The sequence below is a fragment of the Pseudoalteromonas sp. SG45-1 genome (assembly GCF_014164135.1).
Taxonomy (GTDB): Bacteria; Pseudomonadota; Gammaproteobacteria; order Enterobacterales; family Alteromonadaceae; genus Pseudoalteromonas; species Pseudoalteromonas distincta.
Genome location: NZ_JACJEP010000006.1, coordinates 83,110 through 108,949, shown reverse-complemented (window position 1 = coordinate 108,949; position 25,840 = coordinate 83,110). Strand labels below are relative to the sequence as shown.

Below are 25,840 nucleotides of genomic sequence, written 5' to 3'. Positions count from 1 at the left end.
CGGAACACTAATCGAAACTTTTTGCATTTTCCCACTCAGTATCGAAAAATTTCTTATAAGGGGCTACAAAACTAGCATTTGAACGAAAATGTATTGAAGGTAAGTATTTTCCTCTTTCATTTTTGAAGTAAGGCCCTATTACTGCGTCTTTATCAGTAATAAATAGATTGTGATTGGGCTCATGCTCATAAAACTTTACCTGGAAGCGTTGATTATATTTATCAGTAAGGCGTTTAATCGCTCGTTTACTGATGTCATATGAGGGCTGCTCTTCTGGCTCTAGAAAATCCCGGTGGGTCAGCAGCATTCTCACTGTTAGCTTTTGATTGCCATCCAGCTTTTTTATAAGAAAATTATCTTCAGCTTCTTCTTCGCAAAAATCTTCAAAGAAACGCTTAGAGGTGTGAAATATCAGGTCAAATTTAGCATCGGCTTTATTTATTAATCGAGAGTAGTATTTCTTATCACCTCTGGTGCTAAGAAACTCTAAAACACCACAATCCTCAAGCTTTTCATTATTTCGGTAATTTTTATAGCCAATCAAAAACTGAACTAAGGAAACTAAAGATGATATTGCCATACCACCTACAATTGGTGCCCACTTTTGATCGAACACCTCCATGGCATATAAGATAAGTAGAACAGTAGTTATTGAAAATAAAGAAATAAGAACAATTAATGATAAAGAAATATTTACTTTTCGTCCGTGCATCTATAGTCCGTTATGTGTTTGATTATTTGTTAAAACTATACTGTATTAATTCAGTGTGGTAAATTCAAAAGTAGCACAGAGGTAGCACAGGGTAATTTCTGTTAGTAGGTGTTTACTTGGAAAGCGTGTAAAAGTGGTGGCCCCTCCCAGACTCGAACTGGGGACCTAACGATTATGAGTCGTGTGCTCTAACCAACTGAGCTAAGGGGCCAACTTTATATAACTGCTAGGCAGTTAATTTTTGAAGCGTTCAGTCACAGAGCGACTAAAGCGGGTTGCAGTATAAAAACTTTTTAGGTGCTTGTCACTACCAAAAACCTTTATTTTAACAATCAACAAGCTAACTGCTTAAATAGTAATCTTTTAAGTGGGCATAAACATAAAATGTAAGATATTTACCGTGCTATTCACTGCATTAAATTATAAACAAAACCTATCCCATATAGTCTTTTATATTTAACCCTCTACTTTTTAAGCAAAGCTAACATATATGTGTAGGCATACAAGGCTGTAAAAAATATGCTTGGGGCTACTGTCAGTGCCAGATTAGGTGTCTGATTAACTACATTTACCATAATCACTAAGCTCGATTGAACAGTAATCGGAATAATAGGCGCAAAAAGTACGCCTGCTATTTTTTTATTACTTAAATACGAGGCACTAGAGTTAATTGCATTATTAAAACTTTGTCGTATTGCTACGTTTTGTGGTGTTTTAGAATGAAACATACAAATAATTGGAGTTACGAACGCAAGCGTTACATAACTAAACTTATACTTGTTGACGACCCTTTCTAAAATAAAGGTAAAAAACAGCGTTACAAATCCACTATACAAACCTTGCACTAATGCAGCTTGAAGAGTGACCGATTTAGCAATGTCTGCCGCGCTATTTGCCCAGAAGGCCCAACTAAAATAAAAAACGAATGACACAACGCCTGACATTATAAGTCGAATATTCAATTAACTACCTCAACATGCCTAAAAACCTAGTTTAATGATAACACTAGAAGTGAAGGTAATATTGTCACTAAATAATAAGGTATTTGATTGTATATTATGGATGTATAAACACACTAATGTTGAAGATTTCCTAAATGGCATCAAATCAGAATCTGAGCGCGACTGTTAGCTGGAAAGCTTATTAGTAAACAATAAGTATAGTTTTAAAATAATATTGGGAGTGAGTTAAGGAAGTGAATTAATGGGTTGAAGAGTTTTAAAAAATGGATTTAATCTAAAAACTTTCTAAAAACTAATATTGTGAGCCGATCGGTACTAAAGTATTTAGCTAAACCTCAGTAGTCGGCTTACACAATATATAATCTGTCATTATTTTTTCGCAATAATGTAGATTGCATGTATTAACCCTGGGAAATAACCTAGCAGTGTTAATAGAATATTTAACCAAAAATGCATACCTAAGCCAACTTGCAAAAACACACCTAATGGCGGTAATAAAACCGAAAGTATTATACGAATAATATCCATGATCAAACTCCATTTAAATTAAACATTGAAAAGACTTAAAGCCCAGTATTACTGGGCCTTAACTATACTGTATTATTCAGCAACAATAGCTAGTTTATCAACTACGTCGCGAACATCTTCAGCATTTTTAGCAATTTTAACTGCTAGTTGCTTTTCAGCTTCAGACTCTACAGAGCCATTCAGAGTTACCACACCGTTGTCGGTATCAACATCAATGTCTGTACCACCTACTTCTGAGTCAAACAGGAAGCGAGTTGTGATTACAGTGGTGATTTTAGCGTCCGTTAGGTCGTTATCATCATCGTCCATCATGTCGTTGTTTTTATCTTCGGTGTCCATGCTTTTAACAACAGTAAGGCTGTTATCAACATCAGTTACACCATCTAGGCTAAGTACAAGTTCTTCTGCTAGCTCTTTATCGAGTTCGCTATTAACTTTACCTGTAAGTACTACCTTGCCATTTTTTACATCAGTGTTAATGTCAAAGTTGTTTAGATTAGTGTTCATAAGTAGAACGGTTTCTGCCTTACCATCAATCCAAGCATCTTTACTTTCGTTTTCCCAGCTGTTTGCTTGGGCACCCATAGCCGTAGTACCAAGAACTAGAGCTGCGATAATAGATTTGTTAAATGTTTTCATAATCTTTCTCCTTTTGATTAAAGACACTTTAACTAATGCGAGCTTCAGGCCAACTTTATTTACCCTTTAAATTCAACGGTTTGAATTAATTAAGAGATTAAACCTTATCTATGTTTGTGTAACTATTTACAGGCTACTCGGTAAAACTTTCTCAAATAGTGAAAATAGCTAGATAATTGCTCTTTTGGTTAATCTATCGTTAATATAACAAAACAAAAAACACCGTTAAATAATAACCAATTGATTATTAATGAAATTATATTTGGTACGCGGTTTGCAATCTAACTACAATAGCAGTATCAATAGTAAATATAAGAAGGAATAACTCATGTCTGTAAAAGTTGAAGACCGCCCAATAGAGCAAGTACGCGAACAAGTGATTGATCAATTAATTTATAATTACAGTCATGGTGTTATTTCTGTTGATGCATTCGAAAGACGTTTAGATAATGCGATGGATGCACCTAATAACGAAGCTCTGCTAGCCTTAGTAGAAGACTTAACACTTAATACCGATCAGCAATATAAAGCAGAAAAACAATCGCAATTTACACCACATTATAGTGCACAGCAAAACAGTGATGATGATTTTACATTACGCAGTATTTTAGGATCTAACGAGCGAAGTGGTCAGTGGGTTGTGCCAAAAAATATATATTTGAGTAACTTTATGGGATCGGTGGTGCTTGATTTTACCGATGCTATTTTTGCGCATCAAAATGTAACTATTCACGTTAACTGTATTTTTGGTAGCGATGAAATTTACGTACCAGAGCATGTCAATGTAGTGTCTAAAATGTTTTGTATTTTAAGTAGCCTTGAAAATAAATCTGTGTCGCTTAACAAACGCCAAGGCCCTACAATTCATATTGAAGGAAAGGCAGTAATGGGCTCGGTTGAGGTAAAAATAAAGCGCACAATTAAAGAAAAATTTATGAGCTTTGCAAATGAGCTAAAAACCCAGTTTGGCACGGGTAATAATAATCGCTCACTATAATTGAGTAGCAGCACTTTAGCGTGCTGCTTAGTATTTTATTATAAATCGTTATTTCGCTCGCTTGGTATATCACTTAAATACTCTACAAACTCAACTTCAAACCCTGCAGGATCAATAAAGTAGACATTCTTTCTGAAAGGATTCTCGTTACCTTGCTTGCTTAGAGTAAAACCCACTTTATTTAAGCGCATTACTACTGCGCTTAAATTATTAGTTACATAAGCAAAGTGTGCAAAACCAACTTGATGGCCCGATAAGTTTCTGTTTTCACCCTCACCATGACTGCTTATCGCAATATAATGCGTGTCATCCCCAAAGTGTACCCAGCGTCTTGGTTTTCCATGCCAATCGCCTCTGCCCTCACTTCTAATCGACCAATGTGGAAATACAGCGCGATAAAATGTAAGCATACTATCTATATCACTCGCGACTAAGTTTACGTGCTCTAAATACATAATGTTATCCTATCAGTTAAGTTAGGAGCACGATAAAACCTCAAGTTAACTTTAGGTAAAGTGTTATTTAAATTTAATTTATTTAAATGCAGATAATTATTTTTTAAAAATATATAAACTTTTCAATCTTGTATAAAAAACAAACACAAGTATTTGGGGTTTATTGTTTACTTTATGGCAAAAGTCGCTAAAATACGCCGGCTGAAATATATAAACGTTCTTTTACAACCCAAAGGTAATACCATGCATCCAATGTTAAACATTGCGGTTCGCGCTGCGCGCAACGCAGGCAAAATTTTACTTCGCGCAAGTGAAGATTTATCAAAAGTTGAAGTGCAACAAAAAGGCGCTAACGACTTAGTAACTAACATTGATAAAGAAGCCGAAGCCGTAATTCGTGACACTATTTTACAGTCTTACCCTACTCACTCAATTGTTGGTGAAGAACTAGGTGAGCATAAAGGCAAGGATGATGATTACCAATGGATTGTAGATCCTATCGATGGAACAACTAACTTCATCAAAGGTATCCCTCATTACGCGGTTTCTATCGCACTTAAAGTTAAAGGTCGTTTAGACCAAGCTGTTATTTATGATCCAATTCGTGGTGAGCTTTTCACTGCATCTCGCGGTCAAGGCACTCAGTTAAACAGTAAACGTCTACGCGTTAGCAAAACTACGGTTCTTGCAGGCACTGTACTTGCTACTGGTTTCCCTTTCAAAAACAAAAACCACATGGATGCATACACTGAAGCGTTTAAAGCATTGTTTGTACACACTGCTGATATTCGCCGTGCAGGTTGTTCTGCTTTAGATATGGCATACGTTGCAGCTGGCCGTGTTGATGGATTTTTTGAAATTGGTTTAAAACCTTGGAACTCTGCTGCGGGCGAACTAATGGTTAAAGAAGCGGGCGGTATGGTTGTAGATTTCGCCGGTGGTAATAACTATAACCACAGCGGCAATATTATCTGTGGTTCACCAAAACTGACTCAAGCAATTATCCGCGAAATTCGTCCAGTATTAACTGAGTCGTTACTTCGCTAATTAAATGCTATTAATAGCATACTAAAAAGGAGCCTAGGCTCCTTTTTTTGTGCCTAAAAATAAGGGTTATCGAGCTTAATCTCTATTGTTTTACCTTTTGTATAAGGTAGTGTATTTAAATCCTTTGCGAAGTATTCATTAAATAATGCATCAAACTCGCCGTTTGTCTGCATTAATATTAAGCCCTCCTCTACTGCCTTTGCCAATTCGGGTTTACTCTTAGTCACAAAATAATAAATACCCGTTGGGTAGCTTATATATAAATCAGGCACAACGACTAAGTTACTTTGTTTGTTTTCAATAAGCTCAGAATTAACCTCAATAAACGAGCGAGGAAAGTAATCTATTCGCCCACGGCTCGTTAAAGTGAACATGGCTTGGTAATTGGTAAGCGGCCTTACACGTAAGCCGTTATAGGACATTATTCTTGTATCTGGCCAGTTGTGACCCTGCACTGCTGAAAACTCTCCTAGCTGCTCTAGGGTTTTTACGTCTTTAAAGCGTGCTACGTTTTGTTTATTAGTGAGTAAAGCCCGCTTTCCTATATAACCTTTAAATAGTGGTATTTTAATAGCTAAAGCAAGTGCCTCTCGCTCTGGACTACTCATACTCCAATACATATCTAGTTCGTTATCATTTAGGTTTATGAGCTTACGTTTTTGCTGATCTGATATGGGAGTCATCCTAATAACCCCAGGATAGTTAACACTCTCAAGTGCACGTACCAGTAGCTCACTTAAGTACTCTTCTCGTGCGTTTTGAGTATCTTGCTTTTGGGCTACATTAATTATTTGCTCTTGCGCCATAAGTGCAAAACTTGCAAGCAGACCAAGTACACTGGTCGAGATTTTTATTGGCAACATAATAATTACCTATTTTTATTTAAATTACCTGCTTATTGCTTGCTAGGCGCACCACTGCGGGCGCAGGCCCTTTACGTTTGCAAATAAACAAATAACTATGGCGATAACGTTTGGCTTCTTTTTTAGCATCAGTTGCGAGTGCTGCAACTTGGTGACTGTTTTTACATTGTTGTAAATCAGGCTCAACTAAGCCAATCGATAACGTTAGTAGCGGCACAAATTGCTTTTCTCCTTCACGATTTGTGGCCCAATACCCTTCGCTCTTTATGTGCTCAGGTGTAAAAAATATACGAGACTGGTGTTCAAATTGCTCAATAATGGTATTACATATATCAACAGCGTCGTGCTGATCAAACACCACCATAAAGTCATCGCCACCTATATGCCCTACAAAGTTAGCACTATTTTTACACGCTTGCACTGTTACATCAGCTAATAGTTTAATTACACTGTCGCCGCTAGCGTAGCCATATAAGTCATTAAATTGCTTAAAATGATTAAGGTCTATATACGCGAGTGAAAACGAATTACTACCTCTTAATCGCTGCTCTATAGCCTCATTAATTGCTACATTACCAGGGAGCATAGTAAGCGGATTAGCATGTTGTGCATGACGTATTTTTTCTTCGGTTATGTGTTTTAAAATATCGCGAAGCGGCGCTAATCCTAAATAAGCTTTTTCTCTAGTTATCACTATATGGCGGCGTATATCAAAGTCTTGCTCAGTTATTTGCTTACTTACGGTATCGAGTAATTGGTTTTCATCAACGACTAAGGGCTGCTTATCCATAAGTGCAGTAACTGGGCGTTTATCGTAAAGGGCATGTCCATAGGGCGCTGCAAAAACTTCTGTTAATTGATCTCTGTGAAGTAGCCCTATTGGCTGGTTTTCAGTACTTAACACTGCAATACTTATAAGTAATTTATCTTGCTCAAAGAGCTTATGTGCATCTTTACAACGAGTATCACTATTTATTGCAGGTTGCGTAATCGATAGGCGACCTATGGCCATTGATTGATCTAATAATGCGTTTGTTTGCACAAATGAAAGTGCCTGCAGCTGTTCTGAGCTGAAGTCCTCACTTGGCTTTATGCTTGGCTTTTCGAGTAAAAACCCTTGTACATTACTAATACCTAAGTTTTCTAAAAATGTAAGCTCTTCTGGACGTTCGATGCCTTCGGCAATAACCTGAGTATTAGTAGCTCTGGCCAAAATAGTAATAGATTTCAAAAACTCTTTTTTAACTTCGCTTTCATCACAATGATCAATAAAATAGCGGTCAATTTTTACAAAATCAGGGCATAGTTCAGACCATTGCTTTAACCCTGAATACCCAGCGCCTAAATCATCTATTGCTATAGTAAAACCGAGCTCTCGATAATGGGCTATCGTTTTTAATAACAAGAAGCCATCATCTACTTTTTCTTGCTCAGTAACCTCTATAACTACACGGTTAGCAGCTAAGCCAAATTGCTCTATTAGGTGCAATGTTTCCCCTTTAGGGTGGCAAGGGTCTAGTAGTGTTTTAGGGCTTACATTTAAAAATAATTTACCTTGTAGGTTAAGCCTTACAAAGTTTTCAATCGCTTTAGAGCGACATAGTAATTCAAGCTCCGAAATTAAACATTCCTCATGGGCAACTTTAAATAACGTATTAGGCATTTCTAACGGGCTATTTTTAGGTCCTCGACTAAGTGCTTCGTAACCTAAAATAACTTGATTACTAATATCAAAAATAGGCTGAAACAGCGTTGTTATTTCACCGCTTTTTAAAATGTACTCTAATACTTTGCGCTGAATCGTCACGTATTTGCCTTACAACTATTTTGATTGGAGCAATAAAGTACCAAGTGTGTATGACATTTTTATTGCGCAAAAAAATGCGCTCATAAAAAAACCGCTCATAAGAGCGGTTTTTATTAAGTACAAACCTAGTTACGGCATAGCGTCTTGGTCTGCGCCTTCTTTTTCTATTACTTCTGGTATTAAATCTTCTTTGCTTACGCCCATTGCTATAGCAACAGAGCTTGCAACATAAATCGAAGAATAAGTACCAATAAACACACCAAACAGTAATGCAGTTGCAAAACCATGAATGGTTTGTCCGCCCCATGTAAACAAGGCAATCAATACTAAAATAGTCGTGATTGATGTTACAAGTGTACGGTTAAGTGTTTGCGTAAGTGAAATATCAATAATTTCTATCGTATCGTCAATGCGTACCTTACGGAAGTTTTCACGTATACGGTCTGATACAACAATCGTATCATTGAGTGAATAACCAATTACCGCAAGAATTGCCGCTAATATAGTTAAATCAAACTCTAAACCTAATACCGAAAATAAACCCACAGTAATGATAACATCGTGTAGTAGTGCACCTACCGCACCTACTGCAAAGCGCCATTCAAAACGAAACGCAACGTAGATTAAGATACAAATAAGCGCAGTTAACATGGCAAGGCCACCCTGCTCTTTTAAGTCTTCACCTACACTTGGGCCTACAAATTCAATACGGCGCATTACTACGCTGTCGTCTGCTTTTTTAAGTGCATCGATTACTTGGTTACCAATTACTTCAGCTTTTACATCGCTACCGCGTGGTGCTAAGCGAACTAAAATTTCTTGGCTTGAACCAAATAGCTGCACTGATGCATCAGCAAAACCATTATCAGCTAGTGCATCACGTACTTTTTTAAGGTCAGCCGGTTGTGAAAAACCCACTTCTACCGCAGTACCGCCGGTAAAATCTAAACCAAAGTTTAGGCCTTTGATAAAAATTGATGCAAACGACGCTAAAATTAGTAGCGTCGAGAAACCCATAGCCACTTTTCGAAGAGACATGAAACGAAGGGTTCTACTACCCAAACTTAAAATTTGCATGTCTGCTCCTTAAATCGAAAGTTTATCAATGCGTTTACCACCAACAAATAAGTTGATTACCGCACGGGTACCAACGATGGCTGTAAACATTGAAGTTAAAATACCAATCGCAAGTGTCACTGCAAAGCCCGCAATCGGACCAGTGCCCACTGCAAACAGTATAATGGCAGCAATTAGTGTCGTGATGTTGGCATCAAATATAGTGCTAAATGCACTATCGTAACCAAAATGAATCGCTTGTTGAGGGCTACGGCCATCGGCCAGCTCTTCACGAATACGTTCAAAAATAAGTACGTTAGCATCAACCGCCATACCTACCGTTAATACAATACCGGCAATACCTGGTAGCGTAAGTGTAGCGCCCGGAATTAAAGACATAACACCTACAATTAGTACTAAGTTAGCCGCAAGCGCAAGGTTTGCAACCATACCAAAACCTTTGTAGTACACAAGCATAAACACAAGTACAAACGCAAAGCCAAGTGCAACCGCAGTCATACCCGCTTCAATATTTTCTTGTCCTAAGCTTGGACCTACTGTGCGCTCTTCAACAATTTGAATTGGCGCTACAAGTGCACCAGCACGAAGTAGTAAGCTTAAGTTATGTGCTTCAGCTGGGTTATCGATACCTGTAATACGGAACGAGCGATCAAGACGTGCTTGAATTGTTGCTACGTTAATAACTTCTTCAACCTTAATAGGCGGAAGCGCTTTACCATCTGCATCTTTTTTACCTGATGGCTTGTACTCAATAAATACCGTTGCCATACGCTTACCAATAGCACGTTTGGTAAAGGCATTCATTTTTGCCCCACCTTTGCTATCTAGCGTAATACTCACTTGCGGGCGTTGGTATTCATCAGCGCCAGATTGCGCGCCAGTTATATGACTGCCTTCTAGAATAATACGCTTTTTAAGTACAACAGGGTAACCGTCGCGGCTCATGATCATTTCAGTACCCGCAGGGATACGACCTTGAGCAGCAGCGCTAATATCAGCGTTTTCGTCTACTTCACGAAATTCAAGTGTTGCTGTTGCGCCTAAAATTTCTTTAGCGCGTGCTGTGTCTTGAATACCAGGTAGTTGAACAATAATACGCTCAGCACCTTGGCGTTGTACGTTAGGTTCTGCAACACCAATTTGGTTGATACGGTTACGAATAATCGTTTCATTTTGCTTGATAGCGTAGTCACGAATTTCTTTGAGTTTTTGCTCACTCATTGTCGCAAAAAATGCTTTATCGTTACTGCTGTCATCAATGTAGACATTCAGCGGGTAGCGAGTTTCTAAGAAGCTCTCTGCTGCATTTTTGTCTTCTTCAGTACGCATTTCTACACGCATACGATCGGAGCCTGCTACGCGGCGAACACTACGATAACGTAGTTTTTCTTCGCGCAGGTCACTGCGAAAATCTTGTTCCATTTGCTCAAGCTGGTTATCAACCGCTGTTGCCATGTCGATTTCCATGGTGAAATGTACGCCACCACTTAAATCAAGACCTAGCTTCATAGGGTTACCACCAACCGCTTTTAACCAAGCTGGTTGAGCAGGTGCCATATTAATAGCAGAAATGTAATCGTCGCTCAGCGAATCACGCAGTAAATCATGCGCTTTAAGCTGTTCTTCAACATTTTTTAAACGAACTAAAATTTGCCCATCTTCAAGTATTGTCGATTTAGCGGTTACATTATTTTTTTCAAGGATTGCGTTTACTTTGTCTACAACACTGAGATCGACATCAGCGCCTTTAGCACCTGAAACTTGTATGGCCGGATCACGACCATACAAGTTTGGAGAGGCATATAAAAGGCCAATGGCTACCACAGCTAAAACAAGTAAATACTTCCAAACTGGAAACTTGTTTAACACGGGGTCGTCCTTATTATTTTTATAGCGACTTCATTGTGCCTTTTGGCAATACTGCAGATACTGCAGATTTTTGTACTGTAACTTCTGCTTGCTCGTTTAAAGAGATAACGATGAAATCTTTCTCTTCAGAAATTTTCACAATTTTACCCACTAAACCGCCTTGGGTAAGTACTTCATCACCTTTAGCCATCATACTCATTAAGCTTTTGTGCTCTTTAACGCGCTTAGCTTGTGGGCGGTAGATTAAAAAGTAAAAAACCAAACCGAAAATAGCTAACATTATTAGCATTTCCCAACCACCGCCTGCCGCAGGTTGACCAGCTGCTGCGTGTGCATTTGAAATAAATAAACTCATGATACTTCCTCTTTAATTTTAAAGTTTAATTTTTTATATCTGCTAACTCTGGCACATCTTGGCCTCGGCGAGCATAAAAATCTTGTACAAATTCTTCTAATTTACCTTCGCTAATTGCATTACGTAAACCTTCCATAACACGTTGATAGTAACGTAAGTTATGAATTGTGTTTAGTCGCGCACCTAAAATTTCGTTACATTTATCAAGGTGATGCAAATAAGCTCGTGAATAGTTTTTACACGTATGGCAATCACACTCAGGGTCAAGTGGCCCTGTATCTGTTTTATGCACTGCGTTACGTATTTTTACTACACCCGTGGTAATAAATAAATGGCCGTTACGCGCATTACGTGTTGGCATAACACAGTCAAACATATCAATACCACGGCGAACCGACTCAACTAAGTCTTCTGGCTTGCCTACACCCATAAGGTAACGAGGCTTGTCTTCTGGCATTTTAAACGCACAATGATCAAGGATATTCATCATTTCGTTTTTAGGCTCACCTACTGATAGGCCACCTAATGCATAACCGTCAAAACCAATTTTTTCAAGGCCAGCTTGTGATTGTGCACGTAATTCTGGGTACATACCACCTTGGATAATACCAAATAAAGCAGATGGATTATCGCCATGCCCTTCTTTTGAGCGCTTAGCCCAACGAAGAGATAACTCCATAGAATCTTTAGCTTCTTTTTCAGTCGCTGGGTATGGCGTACACTCGTCAAAAATCATAACGATGTCTGAGCCTAAGTCGCGCTGTACTTCCATCGACTTTTCAGGCGACATCATAATTTCGTCACCATTTACTGGAGATTGAAATAAAACGCCTTCTTCAGTGATTTTGCGCATTGCGCCTAAGCTAAATACTTGAAAACCGCCTGAGTCAGTTAAAATTGGGAAGTCCCAATTCATAAAGTCGTGTAAATCACCATGTTGTTTAATGATCTCAGTACCTGGGCGAAGCATTAAATGAAAGGTATTACCTAAACATATTTGCGCACCAGTGGCTTTAACTTCATCTGGCGTCATACCTTTTACAGTACCGTAAGTACCAACAGGCATAAAAGCAGGTGTTTCTATTACACCACGGTCAAAAATCAAGCGGCCGCGGCGCGCTTTTCCGTCAGTACAATCTAATTCAAATTTCATATCATCCTCAATGTCGGAAAAACAGTCCAACAAGCTATAATTTAACCGCCTGATTCTACCCTTTTTGCCTCACTAATACTATTAGCTGCGATAAATTCAGTTTTGCCAATTGCCGCAAACAAAAACCCCAGCAACTAAGCTGGGGGTTTTAATATATTCTACTGAGTATTAAACAATATTTTGTTACTTACGTGTTAAAAACATCGCGTCGCCATAACTAAAAAAGCGGTACTGCTGCTCTATTGCAGTATTGTAAGCGCCCATAATATTGTCTTGGCCGCTAAATGCGCTGACTAACATTATAAGCGTTGATTCTGGTAAGTGAAAATTTGTGACCATGGCATCAACAACATTAAATTGATAACCCGGAAAAATAAATATATCGGTATCACCAAAATACGTATCTAACTTGCCGCCGTGAACTTTAGCAGCCGACTCTAATGAGCGAACTGAAGTTGTGCCTATCGCAATTACACGCCCACCATTTGCTTTAGTTTGCGCAACAGCTGCAACTACGTCATCAGGTACTTCTATGTATTCTGAGTGCATTACATGCTCATCAACACTATCAACTCGTACCGGCTGAAAAGTACCAGCACCAACGTGTAGCGTAACAAAAGCCATATTTACGCCTTTATCTTTGAGTGCTGTCATTAACTTATCGTCAAAATGTAGACCTGCAGTTGGTGCTGCAACTGCACCTGGTTTTTCACCATAAACAGTTTGATAACGCTCACGGTCAGCATCGGTATCAGGTCGGTCAATATAAGGAGGCAGTGGCATATGGCCAATATCATTAAGTATATCTAACACGTTTTGGCTATGATCGAACTCAAGCTCAAATAAAGTATCGTGGCGTGCAACCATTATTGCCTTGGCTTTGCCTTCTAAAATAACTTCGTTACCGACCTTAAGCGACTTACTTGCCCGTACATGCGCAAGTACGCGATGCTCATCTAATACCCGCTCTACAAGTACTTCAACTTTTCCGCCTGAAGCTTTTTGACCAAACATACGTGCTGGAATAACGCGTGTATTGTTAAAGACCAATAAATCGCCTTCGTTTACTAAATCAAGTATATCGCTAAACACTTTATGTTCTAAAGTTCCGCTTGGGCCATCTAAAGTGAGTAGACGGCTGCTGGTTCTGTCCGCTTTAGGAAAACGAGCTATTAATTCATCAGGTAAGTCAAAGCTAAAGTCAGCCACGCGCATAATTAGTAATCCACATCATTTAAAATCGCGCCAAGTGTATATGTATCGGATATTAAGCTCAAGAAATCAGCCAAACTTATAATGTCTGTTTGCGTGTTTGCCACTAAATTCTCTTGTTCTTATGGTTAAATGTCACTATTCTTATTCGGCTAAATTATTATAAGTTATATTAGGGGTGTTCAACTCGTGCCAAACCAGCTTAAATTGCTAATATTAAACGCAAGTAGTGCTGAACGTCGCGCGATTAAGGGCACTTTAGAGAGCTTAAATGTATTTACCTTTATTGATGCCCAAGACAGCCAACAAGCTTTAAAGCTTTTAAAACAACACCCTGTTGATATTATAATAACGGGCATTAATGTTGGTAAAATTGATGGCTGGCGCTTTTCTAGGATGATCCGCTCAGGATTATTAAAAACACCAAAAAACACACCAATCTTACTTATTCCGCCAATTTACTGTGAGCGGATTGCCGAAACAACAGCCCGAAGCTATGGGATAGATGCTGTACTACCGTTTGAGCACAAAGATATGCTCCCTCAAGTACTTGCGAATGTTTTATCTACTCACTTAGAAAAAAGTAGCCGGCTAAACTTATTATTATTAGAGCCACTTCAAAATACGGCAGACAAAATAAGTGAACAGTTAAAGTTAAACTTTGCTATCACTCACGTAACTTCAGCTAAAGCGGCACTTAACGCTTATAACCAACAGCAGTTTTCAATTGTGCTACTCGATGCCACTACATCAAGTGCAGAGAGCTCGAGTGTACTCGTTGAAGAAATCCTCCAGCACAATTCTAAACAAGCTATTGTTACAATTATAGAAAGTGACGATGCCGATTACGCTGAGCAGCTTTTGCTTTCGGGTGTTACCGACTTTATTAGAGCCCCTTACGATCCTTCATTTTTAAACAAAGTGTGTGACCACGCCGCACGACGTGAAGATTTTATGGTGAGTTATGCTGAATTTGCTTACAAAGTAGAACAATTAAGCGTGAGCGAAGTGCGTTACAAAGAGTTATTTTCAGCTCATCAGCGTATTTTATTGCACTTAAATACAGTTGTTTTAGAGCTCGATCAGCAAGGTAATATTCGTTTTATTAACCCCGCATGGGAAACATTAAGCGGTTTTGGTGTTAAATCATCACTACAAAACCCATTAAGCGCTTATTGTAATAACGAAGATAAAGGAAGGCTTGACTACACTATTAACGATATTTTACATGGTGGCGAGCAACAGCAACAAATAGAAGTAAAGTTAACCCACAAAAATGGCAATTTAATTTGGGTTGAATGCAGATTGCAGCTAATAAAAAATAGTCGTAACAACGCGACTATAACCGCAACTATCGACAATATACACGAACGAAAGCAAGCTGAGATTCAACTACGTCATTTAGCACACCATGACCCATTAACTGGTTTACATAATCGTTATTATTTTGATCAACAGCTTAATAAAATATGCCAAGATAAATACACCTATGATGGCATAGAGCATGCTGTTATTTATATTGACCTCGATCACTTTAAAATAATAAACGACAGTAAAGGCCATCATCAGGGCGATATAGTTTTAAAAGAAGTGGCGCAATTATTTAAAGCAAATATTGGCGACGATCACCTGGTATGCAGAATTGGTGGGGATGAATTTGCAGTCATACTTACCAATATGAATTTACTGGATGCACACCTTATTGCAGAAGGTGTGTGTAGTGCGATAGAAAAACATGCTTTTAAATCAGAAGATCAGATATACACTATTAGCTGCTCTATTGGTTTAACTCAAATCACGACACAAAATAACGACCCTAATGAGTGTTTAAAACAAGCCGATATTGCTTTGTATATTGCCAAAAACCTAGGGCGTAACTTAGTACATTGCTATTCAAAAGAAGATGCTCAAAACAATACACTACAAACAGGGCTTGAATGGGGCCACGAAATTCGCCAAGCACTACAGCAAGATAATATTGAACTACATTACCAACCTATTTGGGATTTTAAAGAGTGTAAAGTTGCTTATTTTGAAGCGCTTTTACGCTTAAAACTAAAAGGTGAACTCGTATACCCAAATCAGTTTATTCCCTCTTTAGAAATGCTTAACGACACATTTTTGATGGATCAATGCGTTATACGTAATGCTATTGCTTGTGTATCTAAGCACCCAGAGTTAAACCAAGTTGCTATTAATTTGTCAGCACAATCGTTCTTAGATGAACGCTTATTGCCATTAATTGAATCAAACCTTGAAAAGTATAACGTGCCTGCTTCGCGGATAATTTTTGAAATAACTGAATCTGCGAGTATTAATAACCTAAAGGCCACTCGTAAAATGATTGAGAAGCTTAATAGCTTAGGCTGTCATTTTTCTATCGATGATTTTGGAACTGGATTTAGTACATTTAATTATTTAAAACAGCTACCAGCACAGCATGTGAAAATTGACGGCTCATTTGTAAGTGATATGCTCAATGACCCTATAGATTTAGCGTTAGTAAAAGCAATAAATGATATTAGTCGGTCTCTCGATAAGCGCTCTGTAGCTGAGTACGTTGAAAACGAAGAGATATTTTTTGCACTAAAAGAAATTGGTGTTGATTATGGGCAAGGCTACTTTATTGCACGCCCAATACCTGTTGAAAAAGTAAAAGATGAACTCGAAAAAATTTCTAAAAATAAAACGTTTTACCAACAACAAGCTAGCCCAAAATAAACAAAATTAAACAATTTTAATCATTTTATTACTACCAATATTACCTTTCTTGCCTATACTTTCAGCATCAAATGAAAAATGTCGTTCCTTTTTATGTATTTCACTTTAAAAACATGACATTACCTTTTGGCGGCGTAGTACCGATATTTATAGTGGGTTTCAAAGCTATTTAAGCTTTTAAGGAAGAAGGTATGACACAACTAGTTATGTTATTACTGATTATACATTTTGCAATCGCGTATCAGTGTTACCGCTACGCGAATATTAAAGGCTACCCAGTTAAGGTTTTTACTGTATTAGGCTTTGTGCCTTACTTTAACTTGGTGGTATGGATTTATTTATTATTTTTACCTGAACTTGAGCCTTTTGAAAGCCATCTTCAAAATCAAAAGCAGCCTTTGTAGGCTGCTTTAGTTCACTTATTATTCTGCTTTAGAAAAATCTAAACTACATTGACGCTTTAAAAACACCTCAAGCTGTTGACTAAATAGCCTAAAGTCTCGAATTCGGCCCGTAGTTTTACGCCACAAGATACCAATATCTCTATATGCATCACTTTGTGATGGTGTAGCCACCATATTTTTATTATCTAAAATACCCGCATTAATCGCCATCTGTGGTAAAAAAGTCACCCCGAGCTGATGCTCAACCATGCTTAATAGAGTATGTAAGCTTGCAGCTTCAAATGGGTTAATACAACTGGCACGGTTTAAGTGACATGCACTAAGCGCATGGCCCGTCATGCAGTGCTCGCGCTCTAATAAGAATACGCTAGCCTCTGGTAATAGATTAAAGTCGACTACGCCCTTTGCAGCGCTGTAATCCTTATGGTGCACTAAACTAAACTGATCTTTTGCCAATACTTGTGTATGAAATTTATCTGTTTCGTACGGCAGCGCAAGTAGCGCTAAATCAATATGCCCATGTTCAAGTTTATCCAGTAGCTTGTCACTCGTATCTTCAATTAATACCAGCTCTAAATCACAAAAGGTTTCTTTACAAAAATGATAAAGTGGAGCCGCTATAAAGCTTGCAATTGTAGGTATAACACCCACAGTCAGCTTACCACTTAGTGGTGTTAAAAAGCTTTTTGTAAGCTCTTTTAAACTAATTGTATCGTTAATTATTTTACGAGAACGCTCAACAACTTCTTCACCAATACTGGTAAACATCAGGCTGCGATTTTCACGCTCAATTAGCTGACAGCCTAGTGTTTCTTCAAGATTTTGAATAGCGCTACTTAAAGTAGATTGTCCTATAAAGCAGGCACTAGCGGCTCTGCCAAAGTGCTGATGTTGATGAACAGCTAATAAATACTGTAGTTGTTTAATACTTGGAAGGTTAGTCATTTTTTCTTTCCACAAATAAAAAGACCCCAACACCTAGGGCATTGAGATCTTTTCAAGCTAAAAGTCTTTGAGTACTTTTTTATTAAACCCCAAATGCGGTTCTTAGTACGTAGAAAATAACAATAGCAAGGGCAGCGCCAACTGGCAATGTAATTACCCAAGAAACTACAATGTTTCTGATAACACCCATGTTAAGCGCGCCAATTCCACGTGCCATACCTACACCTAATACCGCACCCACTAAGGTTTGAGTAGTAGAGATTGGCATACCAGTACCTGAGGCAATAACAACGGTAGAAGCAGCAGCTAGTTCAGCAGCAAAACCACGGCTAGGTGTTAAATGTGTAATACCTTCACCAATTGTTTTGATTACTTTTTTGCCTAAAATAGCAAGACCAGCAACAATACCAAAACCACCTAGAGGTAGAATCCACCAAGCAATAGCTGCTTTTTTAGCAATTTCACCATTGTTTTCAACAATGTTTACAACAGCTGCTAGTGGACCAATTGCATTAGCAACGTCATTAGAACCATGTGCAAATGCCATACAACATGCTGTTAGTACCATAAGAACAGCAAATACTTTTTCAACATTGTTGAACTGCATTTGTTTATCTGCTTTTGGATCAATATTTAAGCGAGATATGGCAATTTTACCAATCACAGCAACAACTATTGCAACACCTACTGACAGTGCATAGCCTTCAGCTGAGCCTAGGTCTATACCAACGTGCTTTAAGCCCTTTTTAATTGTAACCAATGCCATGATAAAACCTGCTAAGCCCATATAAAGAGGGACATAACGTTTAGCATTTTTTAGTGGTGCATCTGTATTAAAAATAAGTTTTTGTGCGCTCATGAATATTAAGTATGCAATAAAGCCTGATATGGCAGGTGTTATAATCCAACTACCTACAATACCACCTACTTTATCCCATTGAATCGCCTCAGTACCTACTGCAACTAACGCAAAACCAATGATTGCACCAATGATTGAGTGAGTTGTAGATACAGGCCAACCTAAGAACGAGGCCATTAATAACCAAGCACCGGCTGCAAATAAAGACGAAATCATACCCAGAACCATTAATTCCGGAATATCTGCAAATGGTGCTGCATCAATAATTCCTTTACGAATTGTTGATGTAACCTCACCACCTGCTAAATAGGCGCCTGCAAATTCAAAAATCATCGCTATAAAAATAGCTTGTTTGATTGTTAGCGCTTTTGAACCTACAGATGTACCCATGGCGTTCGCTACGTCGTTCGCGCCAATACCATAAGCCATAAAAAAGCCGACTGCTGCGGCAATTAAAATTAATACCGTGCCGTAAGATGCAATGATATCCATTGTAAAACCTTAATCTTTCGTGTTTGAACTGATTTTAAATTAACGAGCTAACATCAGCTCAAGACGTGATCCTACGCGCTCTGCAATATCTGCAAGCTCGCCAACCCATTCAATGATTTTGTACAAAAACATCACATCAATTGGGTTTAACTCACCCTCTACATCACGTAGCTGGCGGCGTACTTTTATCTGCATTTCGTCCGTGTCTTGTTCTATGGCATCCAATTCAACTAACATTTTTTCTACTAAGGTGACTTCTCGACCTTTAAAACCCGTTTCTAGCAATTCTTCTAATTCGTTAATTGCTTTAGATGCTTGTTTAGTCGCATCTACACAACGGGTTAAGTAAGCTAAGAAATCAGCTTGCATAACTTTAGGAATGGTCATTTCACGACCAATCACTCGTCCTGCAATATCTTTTGCTTTATTGGCAATTTTATCTTGTTGAGTTACTAATTCGAGAAGATCTGTACGCTCTACCGGCATGAATAAACCACGTGGCAATTGTAAGCGTATATCTCTTTTCATATCATCAGCTTCACGTTCTAAATTGCGAATAGTGATGCGAAGCTCTTCAGCTTGTACCCACTCTTCTTTAAATACGTGATTAAAAAAAGGTATCAAAGCTTTACTTGCTTGATGAACCTTCTTGATGTGTTCTTCCATTGGTTTGATAGGAGATTTTGCAAATACTCCTAAAAACGCGTTTGTAGGCATAACTGACCCTTTAATCAAATTGATATGCTTTGCAGCATGAATTTTACAGTATTAACCAAGATTGTGAACGCTTTTTATTACTTCACTAAGGCTTGCAATGCACAAAGCGGCACTAAGCCGCTTTAATAAAAAAGAAAAATAGGTAAAAAATTATAGCGATTTTTCTATATCTTCTTGAGATGTATGACGAATATCTTTGCCATTTACAAAATAAATAATGTATTCCGCAATATTTTGACAGCGATCACCTATGCGCTCTAATGAACGAACAGACCAAACTAAGTCCATAATTTTAGGGATTGAGCGTGGATCTTCCATCATATAAGTCATTATTTGACGTGTGATAGCTTCATATTCACGGTCAACTTTTGCATCTTCTTTATGTACTTGAAATGCGCGCTGCACATCCATACGTGCAAATGCGTCTAGTACATCATGTAACATCTTTAGAACTTGGCGGCCCATATTCTCAATATTTACTAACAAGTCTTGTTGATCTTTAGTAAATGAGTCTAGTGCAACTTTAGCAATTCGCTCAGCTTCATCGCCAATACGTTCTAAATCTGCAATAGTTTTTGCAATTGCAATCACTAAACGTAAGTCACTTGCTGCAGGCTGACGACGAGCAATGATACGCGTACATTCTTCATCAATGCTGACTTCCATTGCATTTACTTTGTAATCGTTCTGACGTACCTTTTGAGCAAGCTCAGCATCGTTACGACTCACCGCATCAAGCGCGCTATTTAATTGCTGCTCAACTAAGCCACCCATACTCAATACATGGTTACGTACATTTTCTAGTTCTTGGTTAAAGCGCCCAGAAATATGCTTATTAATATTATGTTCCATAGTTACCTTCTCTCTTAATCTTGTACAACACGCTATAACGGGCTAATTAACCGTAACGACCGGTAATGTAATCTTCAGTCTTTTTCTTCGTTGGTGTAGTAAATAAGGTATTTGTGTCTGAGTATTCAATCAATTCGCCCATATACATAAAGGCTGTTTGATCAGATACACGCGCTGCTTGTTGCATGTTGTGTGTAACAATAACAACGGTAAATTTGTTTTTTAAATCGTTTATTAGCTCTTCGATTACCAAAGTAGAAATAGGGTCGAGTGCTGATGTTGGTTCATCAAGTAAAAGTACCTCAGGCTCAATTGCAATTGAGCGAGCTATAACTAAACGTTGTTGCTGACCACCCGATAAGCCAAACGCGCTATCGTGCAATCTATCTTTTACTTCATCCCACAAAGCAGCACCACGAAGTGATTGCTCTACTACTTCATCTAATTTACGTTTCTCTTTAATGCCTTGTAAGCGCAGGCCATAAACTACATTTTCATAAATTGATTTAGGAAATGGATTAGGACGCTGAAACACCATGCCTACATTACGACGAAGTGCTGCTACATCTACGCTCTTATCGTAAATATTTTGACCATGGAGTAATATTTCACCTTCAATACGGCAAATATCAACCAAATCATTCATGCGATTAATACAACGCAGTAATGTTGATTTACCACACCCAGACGGCCCGATAAACGCAGTTACTTGGCCTTTAGGAATGTTCATATTAACTTTATTAAGCGCCTGCTTATCACCGTAGTAAAGATCGAGGTCTTTAATCTCTAGCGCTTTTTGATCATCCGTTAAATTTTCTAGGTCTAACTTTTGACCAATATTAGCTTGGTTTACTTGTGGAGCGACTGTAATCATTTTTGTTACCTATAAAATCTTTACTAATTAGTGTTCAAGCGATCTGAATTTTTCACGTAAATGGTTACGTATACCAATGGCCGTTATGTTTAGGGTAATAATCACCGACACCAATAAAAAGGCAGTGGCGTATACCAGCGGACGTGCCGCTTCAACATTAGGGCTTTGGAAGCCAACATCGTATATATGAAAGCCTAAGTGCATGAACTTTCTATCTAAGTGAAAATACGGGAAGTTACCATCAAGTGGTAATGTAGGGGCCATTTTTACAACGCCTACTAACATTAATGGTGCAACTTCACCTGCAGCACGCGCAACTGCCAGTATTAAACCAGTCATAATTGCAGGGCTTGCCATTGGAATAATTATGCGCCATAACGTTTCAACCTTTGTTGCGCCAAGCGCTAGTGAACCGTCACGTACGGTACTTGGAATACGAGATAAGCCTTCCTCAGTCGATACAATAACAACTGGCAAAGTTAATATAGCAAGCGTTAACGCCGACCACATTACACCTGGCGTACCAAATACTGGCGTTGGTGCCGCTTCAGGGTAAAATAATTGGTCTAAGCTACCACCTAACATGTATACAAAAAAGCCGAGGCCAAACACACCGTACACAATTGAAGGCACACCGGCCAAGTTAATCACCGCAATACGAATCATCTTAGTGACTGCATTTTTAGCGGCATACTCGTGTAAGTAAATTGCAGCAACAACACCAAACGGCGTCACTATTACAGCCATCAGCATAACCATAAACACAGTACCAAATATAGCAGGGAAAACACCGCCCTCTGTATTTGCTTCACGTGGGTCATCAGATACAAACTTACCTAGCTGCACAAAGTAGTGCCCTAGCTTTGCAAAAAAGCCCATATCATTTGGAAACCAAACATCAAGTACTTGATACATTGGAATCGTAACTACTTCACCGCGCATATCTTTTACAGTTACGTGGTCACGTTTAGCTTGTTTACGTAGTGCAAATAAATCTTTTTCAAGTACACCATACTGCGCACGTAATTCAGCACGCTCTTGAGCAAGCTCAGCAACACGTTCATCAGTGAGTGCGTTATCTAGTAAGTAGCCCTTTTCTTTTAAACGAAGACGCTCAAGCTCATAGTTAATATGCCCAATGTCACCATTTTGTAAATCAAGTGCTTCGTCGTTTAAATCCACGGCACGCTCTACAAGTTCATGTAGAGCTTCAATTTTATCGCCTTCGACTGGTTTACCATCTTTAATTACACTTTCAACATAACCATAAAAATTACCGTTTTTACTACGCTCAAATACAGCAAGCGTTGCAGGCGTTGTTTTATTTTTAATGTCGGTTTCTAATATCCAACGAAAGTCTAAATCTACATACTCACGATTACCTGTTTTAATAAGTAAGCGCTCTATTTCTTCTTTTTCAAATCCGCTAACGTCAATACCTGTCGCGGCTAAACGCGTTTTTGGTACTAATTCACGGTCATAAACTTCGCCAATAACGGTTTGTTTTGAAATTGACCCTTCAAGTTCAAACTGCACAACTTCTGAAGGCCAGAAAAAACTTAATCCTTTCCAGGCTATCATTGCTAATAAGCCTAGAACTGAAATTAAACTGATGCTCACTGCACCACCGGTCATCCAAATCCAAGGAGAACCAGACTTAAACCACTGCTTTACCATGTCATGTCTCTCCGCTTACATTGAGCTATATTTTTCACGCAGTTGCTGGCGAACAAACTCAGCGACTGTGTTAAAAATGAATGTGAATATGAATAGTACAAAGGCCGCTAAGAACAATATTCTGTAATGCGAACTACCTACTTCTGACTCAGGCATTTCAACTGCAATATTTGCTGCAAGCGTACGCATACCTTGGAAGATGCTCCAATCCATAATAGGTGTATTACCCGTTGCCATAAGTACAATCATGGTTTCGCCAACGGCGCGGCCAAGTCCCATCATTACCGCAGAGAAAATACCAGGGCTTGCTGTTAGTAATACAACACGTATTAGTGTTTGCCACTGCGTTGCACCTAATGCTAATGAGCCATTTGATAAATGCTTTGGAACACTAAATACGGCGTCTTCTGCAATTGAGAATATAGTTGGAATAACTGCAAACCCCATCGCAATACCTACAACCAGCGAGTTACGTTGATCGAATGTCATACCTAGCTCATTTGTTAAGTACTGACGTACATTGCCGTCAAACATCCAAAGCTCAACAAATTCACTCATCGCAAACGAAAACCAGCCAATAAGTAAAACGACCGGAATAAGGATAATTGAATGAGATCCTTCAGGAATTCGATGACGAATTTTGGTTGGTAATTTAGTCCAAGCTAAACCTGTCGCTAACATACCTAAAGGTAATAATATGAGTAACCCAACAATTGCAGGTAAGTGCTCTTCTATCAATGGAGCTAACCAAAGACCGGCTAAAAAACCTAAAATAACGGTGGGTAATGCTTCCATTATTTCAACAGTAGGCTTAACTACCTTACGTAATTTGCTCGACATAAAGTATGCCGTGTAAATTGCCGCCGAAAGCGCAATAGGCACTGCAAATAACATCGCGTAAAGGGCTGCTTTTAATGTACCAAACGAAATTGGCACTAATGAAAACTTAGATTCAAAGTCATCACTGGCTGATGTTGACTGCCATATATAACCTGGCTCTGGGTAACCTTCGTACCACACTTCTTGCCAAAGCGCTGACCAAGTGACTTCTGGATGCTCGTTATGTATTTCTAATACTGTTAGTTTGTTATCCGCCAAAATTAATGCAGCATTTGAACGCGGTGAAATTGCAAAGTTTTGTATTGCGCCTTCACTTACTTTACCTTGCCATAATTTTGCTTCGCTTGTTGTGTAGTACACCCCAAGCTCACCGTTACTGCTGGTCGTAAAAAAAGTACGACGGTAGAACTCTGTAAATACATTTAATTTACTTTGCTTAGTCGTTTCAAATGAACGTATTTTTTCATATTCGCGGCCAGTGTCAGTGTTAACTTCAAACCACTGCGAAACTTCGCCGTTATCATTGGCAAGCATTAATGAGTTTGCACCTGCTAGTAATTGTGCAGATACAATATTGGCATTTTCTTCGTTAGCTGAAAGTAGCTGAATTTGCTCTACATCACTTGGGTCACGTGTATCGTATACGTAAACTTGATTAGCAGAACGTACAAAAGTACGGGTTGTATCTGGCGACATTAATAGCTCATCTACACGCCCTTCAACATCTAGCTCTGTGCGCTCAACAACCCACTCAACTTCGCCAGTAAACATATTCTCTTCAGCAACAAAACTGCTAAACAGCACCCGTTTGTCTTCTGTAAGTGCGACAACAGCTGTTCTGTCTTCATAGTGGCTAAATGCAAAGCGTTTAATAGCTGAGCCTTGTTCATCTACTTCCAAAGCCATTTCCCCAAGAGGAAAGTCTAAACGAGGCGTTAATTTACGCTCGTTATTAGGAAAGGTGACCAAAAATTTAGGTGCTACGACCATTACAGTGCCATCTTTTAAACCAAACGCATAATACCCTTGAAAAGGCGCGCTAGTTGCAAAGCTTGTTGCATCACTTGGTAGCTCGGCGTTTAATGTTTTAAGCTTTTTACCAAAGCTGCCATCTTGCACACTGTAAAAATCAACCTGACCTTGCTGACTGAGTAAATAAGCAACTTCAGTTTGCTCTTCTACACCTAGGCCTGCTATTTGCTGCGAATTAGCGACCTGAAAGCTATCGCGTTTTTCTACTTTTGCTGATTCAAAAATTGGCTGTACTACATAAAGAAGGTAAAAGAATATTAATAGCAGTGCTACCAATACCATTATCCCACCTGCGGTTATACCAAATTTGGCAAACCGATCTTTAAATAGACGGCTTCGATCCGTATTAAAAGTCGGTTTATTCGGATTTGAAGTCATCAAAACACCCTTAAATCTTAACGTTCTATAAATTATATTTCATCAAGATGACAGTAATGTTACAGCAGTAATAATAAGCACGTTAAAACGGTTTTAAATAAAACTAGCGAAGAAAATCGCTAAATAAGTCTCATATAGATGATTTTTAAGTGAACTAAATTATAAAATAATTGGACAAAGCATTTATCGAGGTCAATACTAAAAGAGTACTTACAAAATAAGAATGACTATTAATACCGCGTATAGTCAACACAACCACATTCAACTTTATTATTTTAAAATCAACGATTTATAAAAGTGCAACAACACACAATTTAGATTAGACAATACACTTAATGCCTATGCATTTACTTTCTTTGGGCTTAAAAAGAGA

23 protein-coding genes and 1 tRNA gene are annotated in these 25,840 nt (G+C 38.5%); 4 read left to right on the top strand and 20 right to left on the bottom strand.

Features of this window, described 5'->3' with window-relative positions; genetic code table 11:
- Positions 1 to 7 precede the first annotated feature (7 nt).
- From H5117_RS07705 to H5117_RS07685, 5 genes are all read right to left on the bottom strand, one after another.
- A complete protein-coding gene (locus H5117_RS07705; protein ID WP_024600179.1) occupies positions 8 to 712 on the bottom strand; it encodes a hypothetical protein in 705 nt (234 codons plus the stop codon).
- 134 nt (positions 713 to 846) lie between these two features.
- Positions 847 to 923, bottom strand: a tRNA-Ile gene (locus H5117_RS07700).
- 253 nt (positions 924 to 1,176) lie between these two features.
- Entirely contained in the window at positions 1,177 to 1,674 is a 498-nt protein-coding gene (locus H5117_RS07695) for a hypothetical protein (protein ID WP_259404279.1), read from the bottom strand.
- 369 nt (positions 1,675 to 2,043) lie between these two features.
- Positions 2,044 to 2,202, bottom strand: a complete 159-nt coding sequence (locus tag H5117_RS07690) for a YqaE/Pmp3 family membrane protein (RefSeq protein WP_002957822.1) — start codon at positions 2,200 to 2,202, stop codon at positions 2,044 to 2,046.
- 72 nt (positions 2,203 to 2,274) lie between these two features.
- Positions 2,275 to 2,841: a BON domain-containing protein gene (locus H5117_RS07685; RefSeq protein WP_182693927.1), complete on the bottom strand. Its 567-nt coding sequence runs from the start codon at positions 2,839 to 2,841 to the stop codon at positions 2,275 to 2,277.
- A gap of 328 nt (positions 2,842 to 3,169) precedes the next feature.
- Between H5117_RS07685 and H5117_RS07680 the strand changes: the two genes are divergently transcribed.
- The gene (locus tag H5117_RS07680) at positions 3,170 to 3,838 is read left to right on the top strand and encodes a LiaF domain-containing protein (RefSeq protein ID WP_024597540.1); all 669 of its coding nucleotides are present in this window, start codon (positions 3,170 to 3,172) and stop codon (positions 3,836 to 3,838) included.
- 38 nt (positions 3,839 to 3,876) lie between these two features.
- Here H5117_RS07680 and H5117_RS07675 read toward each other — a convergent pair whose 3' ends face one another.
- On the bottom strand, positions 3,877 to 4,293 hold the full coding sequence (locus tag H5117_RS07675) for a VOC family protein (protein ID WP_182736962.1): 417 nt from the start codon (positions 4,291 to 4,293) through the stop codon (positions 3,877 to 3,879).
- A gap of 243 nt (positions 4,294 to 4,536) precedes the next feature.
- Here H5117_RS07675 and suhB point away from each other — a divergent pair, with 243 nt between their 5' ends.
- The gene (gene suhB, locus H5117_RS07670) at positions 4,537 to 5,340 is read left to right on the top strand and encodes an inositol-1-monophosphatase (protein WP_002957826.1); all 804 of its coding nucleotides are present in this window, start codon (positions 4,537 to 4,539) and stop codon (positions 5,338 to 5,340) included.
- Positions 5,341 to 5,393: 53 nt separating this feature from the next.
- On the opposite strand, the gene H5117_RS07665 is transcribed toward suhB, so the two are convergent.
- The 7 genes from H5117_RS07665 to queA form a co-directional block, all read right to left on the bottom strand.
- A complete protein-coding gene (locus H5117_RS07665) occupies positions 5,394 to 6,203 on the bottom strand; it encodes an ABC transporter substrate-binding protein (RefSeq protein ID WP_182695500.1) in 810 nt (269 codons plus the stop codon).
- Between the two features lie 19 nt (positions 6,204 to 6,222).
- Positions 6,223 to 8,010 (bottom strand): bifunctional diguanylate cyclase/phosphodiesterase, encoded by a 1,788-nt coding sequence (locus tag H5117_RS07660; RefSeq protein ID WP_182736960.1) that lies wholly within the window; start codon positions 8,008 to 8,010, stop codon positions 6,223 to 6,225.
- 129 nt (positions 8,011 to 8,139) lie between these two features.
- A complete protein-coding gene (gene secF / locus H5117_RS07655; protein WP_182682574.1) occupies positions 8,140 to 9,087 on the bottom strand; it encodes a protein translocase subunit SecF in 948 nt (315 codons plus the stop codon).
- A 9-nt stretch (positions 9,088 to 9,096) separates the two neighbouring features.
- Positions 9,097 to 10,956 carry a protein translocase subunit SecD gene (gene secD, locus H5117_RS07650; RefSeq protein ID WP_007586473.1) on the bottom strand — a complete coding sequence of 620 codons (1,860 nt, stop codon included), beginning with the start codon at positions 10,954 to 10,956 and terminating at the stop codon, positions 9,097 to 9,099.
- 19 nt (positions 10,957 to 10,975) lie between these two features.
- Complete coding sequence (gene yajC / locus H5117_RS07645) at positions 10,976 to 11,311, bottom strand: preprotein translocase subunit YajC (protein ID WP_002957830.1); 336 nt, start codon at positions 11,309 to 11,311, stop codon at positions 10,976 to 10,978.
- A 25-nt stretch (positions 11,312 to 11,336) separates the two neighbouring features.
- Positions 11,337 to 12,464, bottom strand: coding sequence for a tRNA guanosine(34) transglycosylase Tgt (gene tgt, locus H5117_RS07640; RefSeq protein WP_182736951.1), 1,128 nt, complete (start codon positions 12,462 to 12,464; stop codon positions 11,337 to 11,339).
- Between the two features lie 183 nt (positions 12,465 to 12,647).
- Positions 12,648 to 13,679 carry a tRNA preQ1(34) S-adenosylmethionine ribosyltransferase-isomerase QueA gene (queA, locus tag H5117_RS07635; RefSeq protein ID WP_024605593.1) on the bottom strand — a complete coding sequence of 344 codons (1,032 nt, stop codon included), beginning with the start codon at positions 13,677 to 13,679 and terminating at the stop codon, positions 12,648 to 12,650.
- A gap of 186 nt (positions 13,680 to 13,865) precedes the next feature.
- Between queA and H5117_RS07630 the strand changes: the two genes are divergently transcribed.
- Positions 13,866 to 16,397: a GGDEF domain-containing protein gene (locus H5117_RS07630; RefSeq protein WP_039489071.1), complete on the top strand. Its 2,532-nt coding sequence runs from the start codon at positions 13,866 to 13,868 to the stop codon at positions 16,395 to 16,397.
- A 191-nt stretch (positions 16,398 to 16,588) separates the two neighbouring features.
- Positions 16,589 to 16,801: a hypothetical protein gene (locus tag H5117_RS07625; RefSeq protein ID WP_182724372.1), complete on the top strand. Its 213-nt coding sequence runs from the start codon at positions 16,589 to 16,591 to the stop codon at positions 16,799 to 16,801.
- An 18-nt stretch (positions 16,802 to 16,819) separates the two neighbouring features.
- On the opposite strand, the gene H5117_RS07620 is transcribed toward H5117_RS07625, so the two are convergent.
- From H5117_RS07620 to H5117_RS07590, 7 genes are all read right to left on the bottom strand, one after another.
- Positions 16,820 to 17,746 carry a hydrogen peroxide-inducible genes activator gene (locus tag H5117_RS07620; protein WP_002957836.1) on the bottom strand — a complete coding sequence of 309 codons (927 nt, stop codon included), beginning with the start codon at positions 17,744 to 17,746 and terminating at the stop codon, positions 16,820 to 16,822.
- 82 nt (positions 17,747 to 17,828) lie between these two features.
- Entirely contained in the window at positions 17,829 to 19,097 is a 1,269-nt protein-coding gene (locus H5117_RS07615; RefSeq protein ID WP_024597536.1) for an inorganic phosphate transporter, read from the bottom strand.
- Positions 19,098 to 19,136: 39 nt separating this feature from the next.
- A complete protein-coding gene (locus H5117_RS07610; RefSeq protein ID WP_002957838.1) occupies positions 19,137 to 19,814 on the bottom strand; it encodes a TIGR00153 family protein in 678 nt (225 codons plus the stop codon).
- A 150-nt stretch (positions 19,815 to 19,964) separates the two neighbouring features.
- Positions 19,965 to 20,666: a phosphate signaling complex protein PhoU gene (gene phoU / locus H5117_RS07605; RefSeq protein ID WP_007586465.1), complete on the bottom strand. Its 702-nt coding sequence runs from the start codon at positions 20,664 to 20,666 to the stop codon at positions 19,965 to 19,967.
- Between the two features lie 46 nt (positions 20,667 to 20,712).
- On the bottom strand, positions 20,713 to 21,540 hold the full coding sequence (gene pstB, locus H5117_RS07600; RefSeq protein ID WP_002957840.1) for a phosphate ABC transporter ATP-binding protein PstB: 828 nt from the start codon (positions 21,538 to 21,540) through the stop codon (positions 20,713 to 20,715).
- 27 nt (positions 21,541 to 21,567) lie between these two features.
- On the bottom strand, positions 21,568 to 23,217 hold the full coding sequence (gene pstA, locus H5117_RS07595; protein WP_002957841.1) for a phosphate ABC transporter permease PstA: 1,650 nt from the start codon (positions 23,215 to 23,217) through the stop codon (positions 21,568 to 21,570).
- 15 nt (positions 23,218 to 23,232) lie between these two features.
- Positions 23,233 to 25,467, bottom strand: coding sequence for an ABC transporter permease subunit (locus tag H5117_RS07590; protein WP_024597535.1), 2,235 nt, complete (start codon positions 25,465 to 25,467; stop codon positions 23,233 to 23,235).
- Positions 25,468 to 25,840: the final 373 nt, after the last annotated feature.

Bases quoted from the DNA above. Each gene is read 5' to 3' on its own strand.
- H5117_RS07705 (WP_024600179.1), bottom strand. From the start codon at position 712: ATGCACGGACGAAAAGTAAATATTTCTTTATCATTAATTGTTCTTATT.
- H5117_RS07690 (WP_002957822.1), bottom strand. From the start codon at position 2,202: ATGGATATTATTCGTATAATACTTTCGGTTTTATTACCGCCATTAGGT.
- H5117_RS07685 (WP_182693927.1), bottom strand. From the start codon at position 2,841: ATGAAAACATTTAACAAATCTATTATCGCAGCTCTAGTTCTTGGTACT.
- H5117_RS07680 (WP_024597540.1), top strand. From the start codon at position 3,170: ATGTCTGTAAAAGTTGAAGACCGCCCAATAGAGCAAGTACGCGAACAA.
- H5117_RS07675 (WP_182736962.1), bottom strand. From the start codon at position 4,293: ATGTATTTAGAGCACGTAAACTTAGTCGCGAGTGATATAGATAGTATG.
- suhB (WP_002957826.1), top strand. From the start codon at position 4,537: ATGCATCCAATGTTAAACATTGCGGTTCGCGCTGCGCGCAACGCAGGC.
- H5117_RS07665 (WP_182695500.1), bottom strand. From the start codon at position 6,203: ATGTTGCCAATAAAAATCTCGACCAGTGTACTTGGTCTGCTTGCAAGT.
- secF (WP_182682574.1), bottom strand. From the start codon at position 9,087: ATGCAAATTTTAAGTTTGGGTAGTAGAACCCTTCGTTTCATGTCTCTT.
- yajC (WP_002957830.1), bottom strand. From the start codon at position 11,311: ATGAGTTTATTTATTTCAAATGCACACGCAGCAGCTGGTCAACCTGCG.
- tgt (WP_182736951.1), bottom strand. From the start codon at position 12,464: ATGAAATTTGAATTAGATTGTACTGACGGAAAAGCGCGCCGCGGCCGC.
- queA (WP_024605593.1), bottom strand. From the start codon at position 13,679: ATGCGCGTGGCTGACTTTAGCTTTGACTTACCTGATGAATTAATAGCT.
- H5117_RS07625 (WP_182724372.1), top strand. From the start codon at position 16,589: ATGACACAACTAGTTATGTTATTACTGATTATACATTTTGCAATCGCG.
- H5117_RS07620 (WP_002957836.1), bottom strand. From the start codon at position 17,746: ATGACTAACCTTCCAAGTATTAAACAACTACAGTATTTATTAGCTGTT.
- H5117_RS07615 (WP_024597536.1), bottom strand. From the start codon at position 19,097: ATGGATATCATTGCATCTTACGGCACGGTATTAATTTTAATTGCCGCA.
- H5117_RS07610 (WP_002957838.1), bottom strand. From the start codon at position 19,814: ATGCCTACAAACGCGTTTTTAGGAGTATTTGCAAAATCTCCTATCAAA.
- phoU (WP_007586465.1), bottom strand. From the start codon at position 20,666: ATGGAACATAATATTAATAAGCATATTTCTGGGCGCTTTAACCAAGAA.
- pstB (WP_002957840.1), bottom strand. From the start codon at position 21,540: ATGATTACAGTCGCTCCACAAGTAAACCAAGCTAATATTGGTCAAAAG.
- pstA (WP_002957841.1), bottom strand. From the start codon at position 23,217: ATGGTAAAGCAGTGGTTTAAGTCTGGTTCTCCTTGGATTTGGATGACC.
- H5117_RS07590 (WP_024597535.1), bottom strand. From the start codon at position 25,467: ATGACTTCAAATCCGAATAAACCGACTTTTAATACGGATCGAAGCCGT.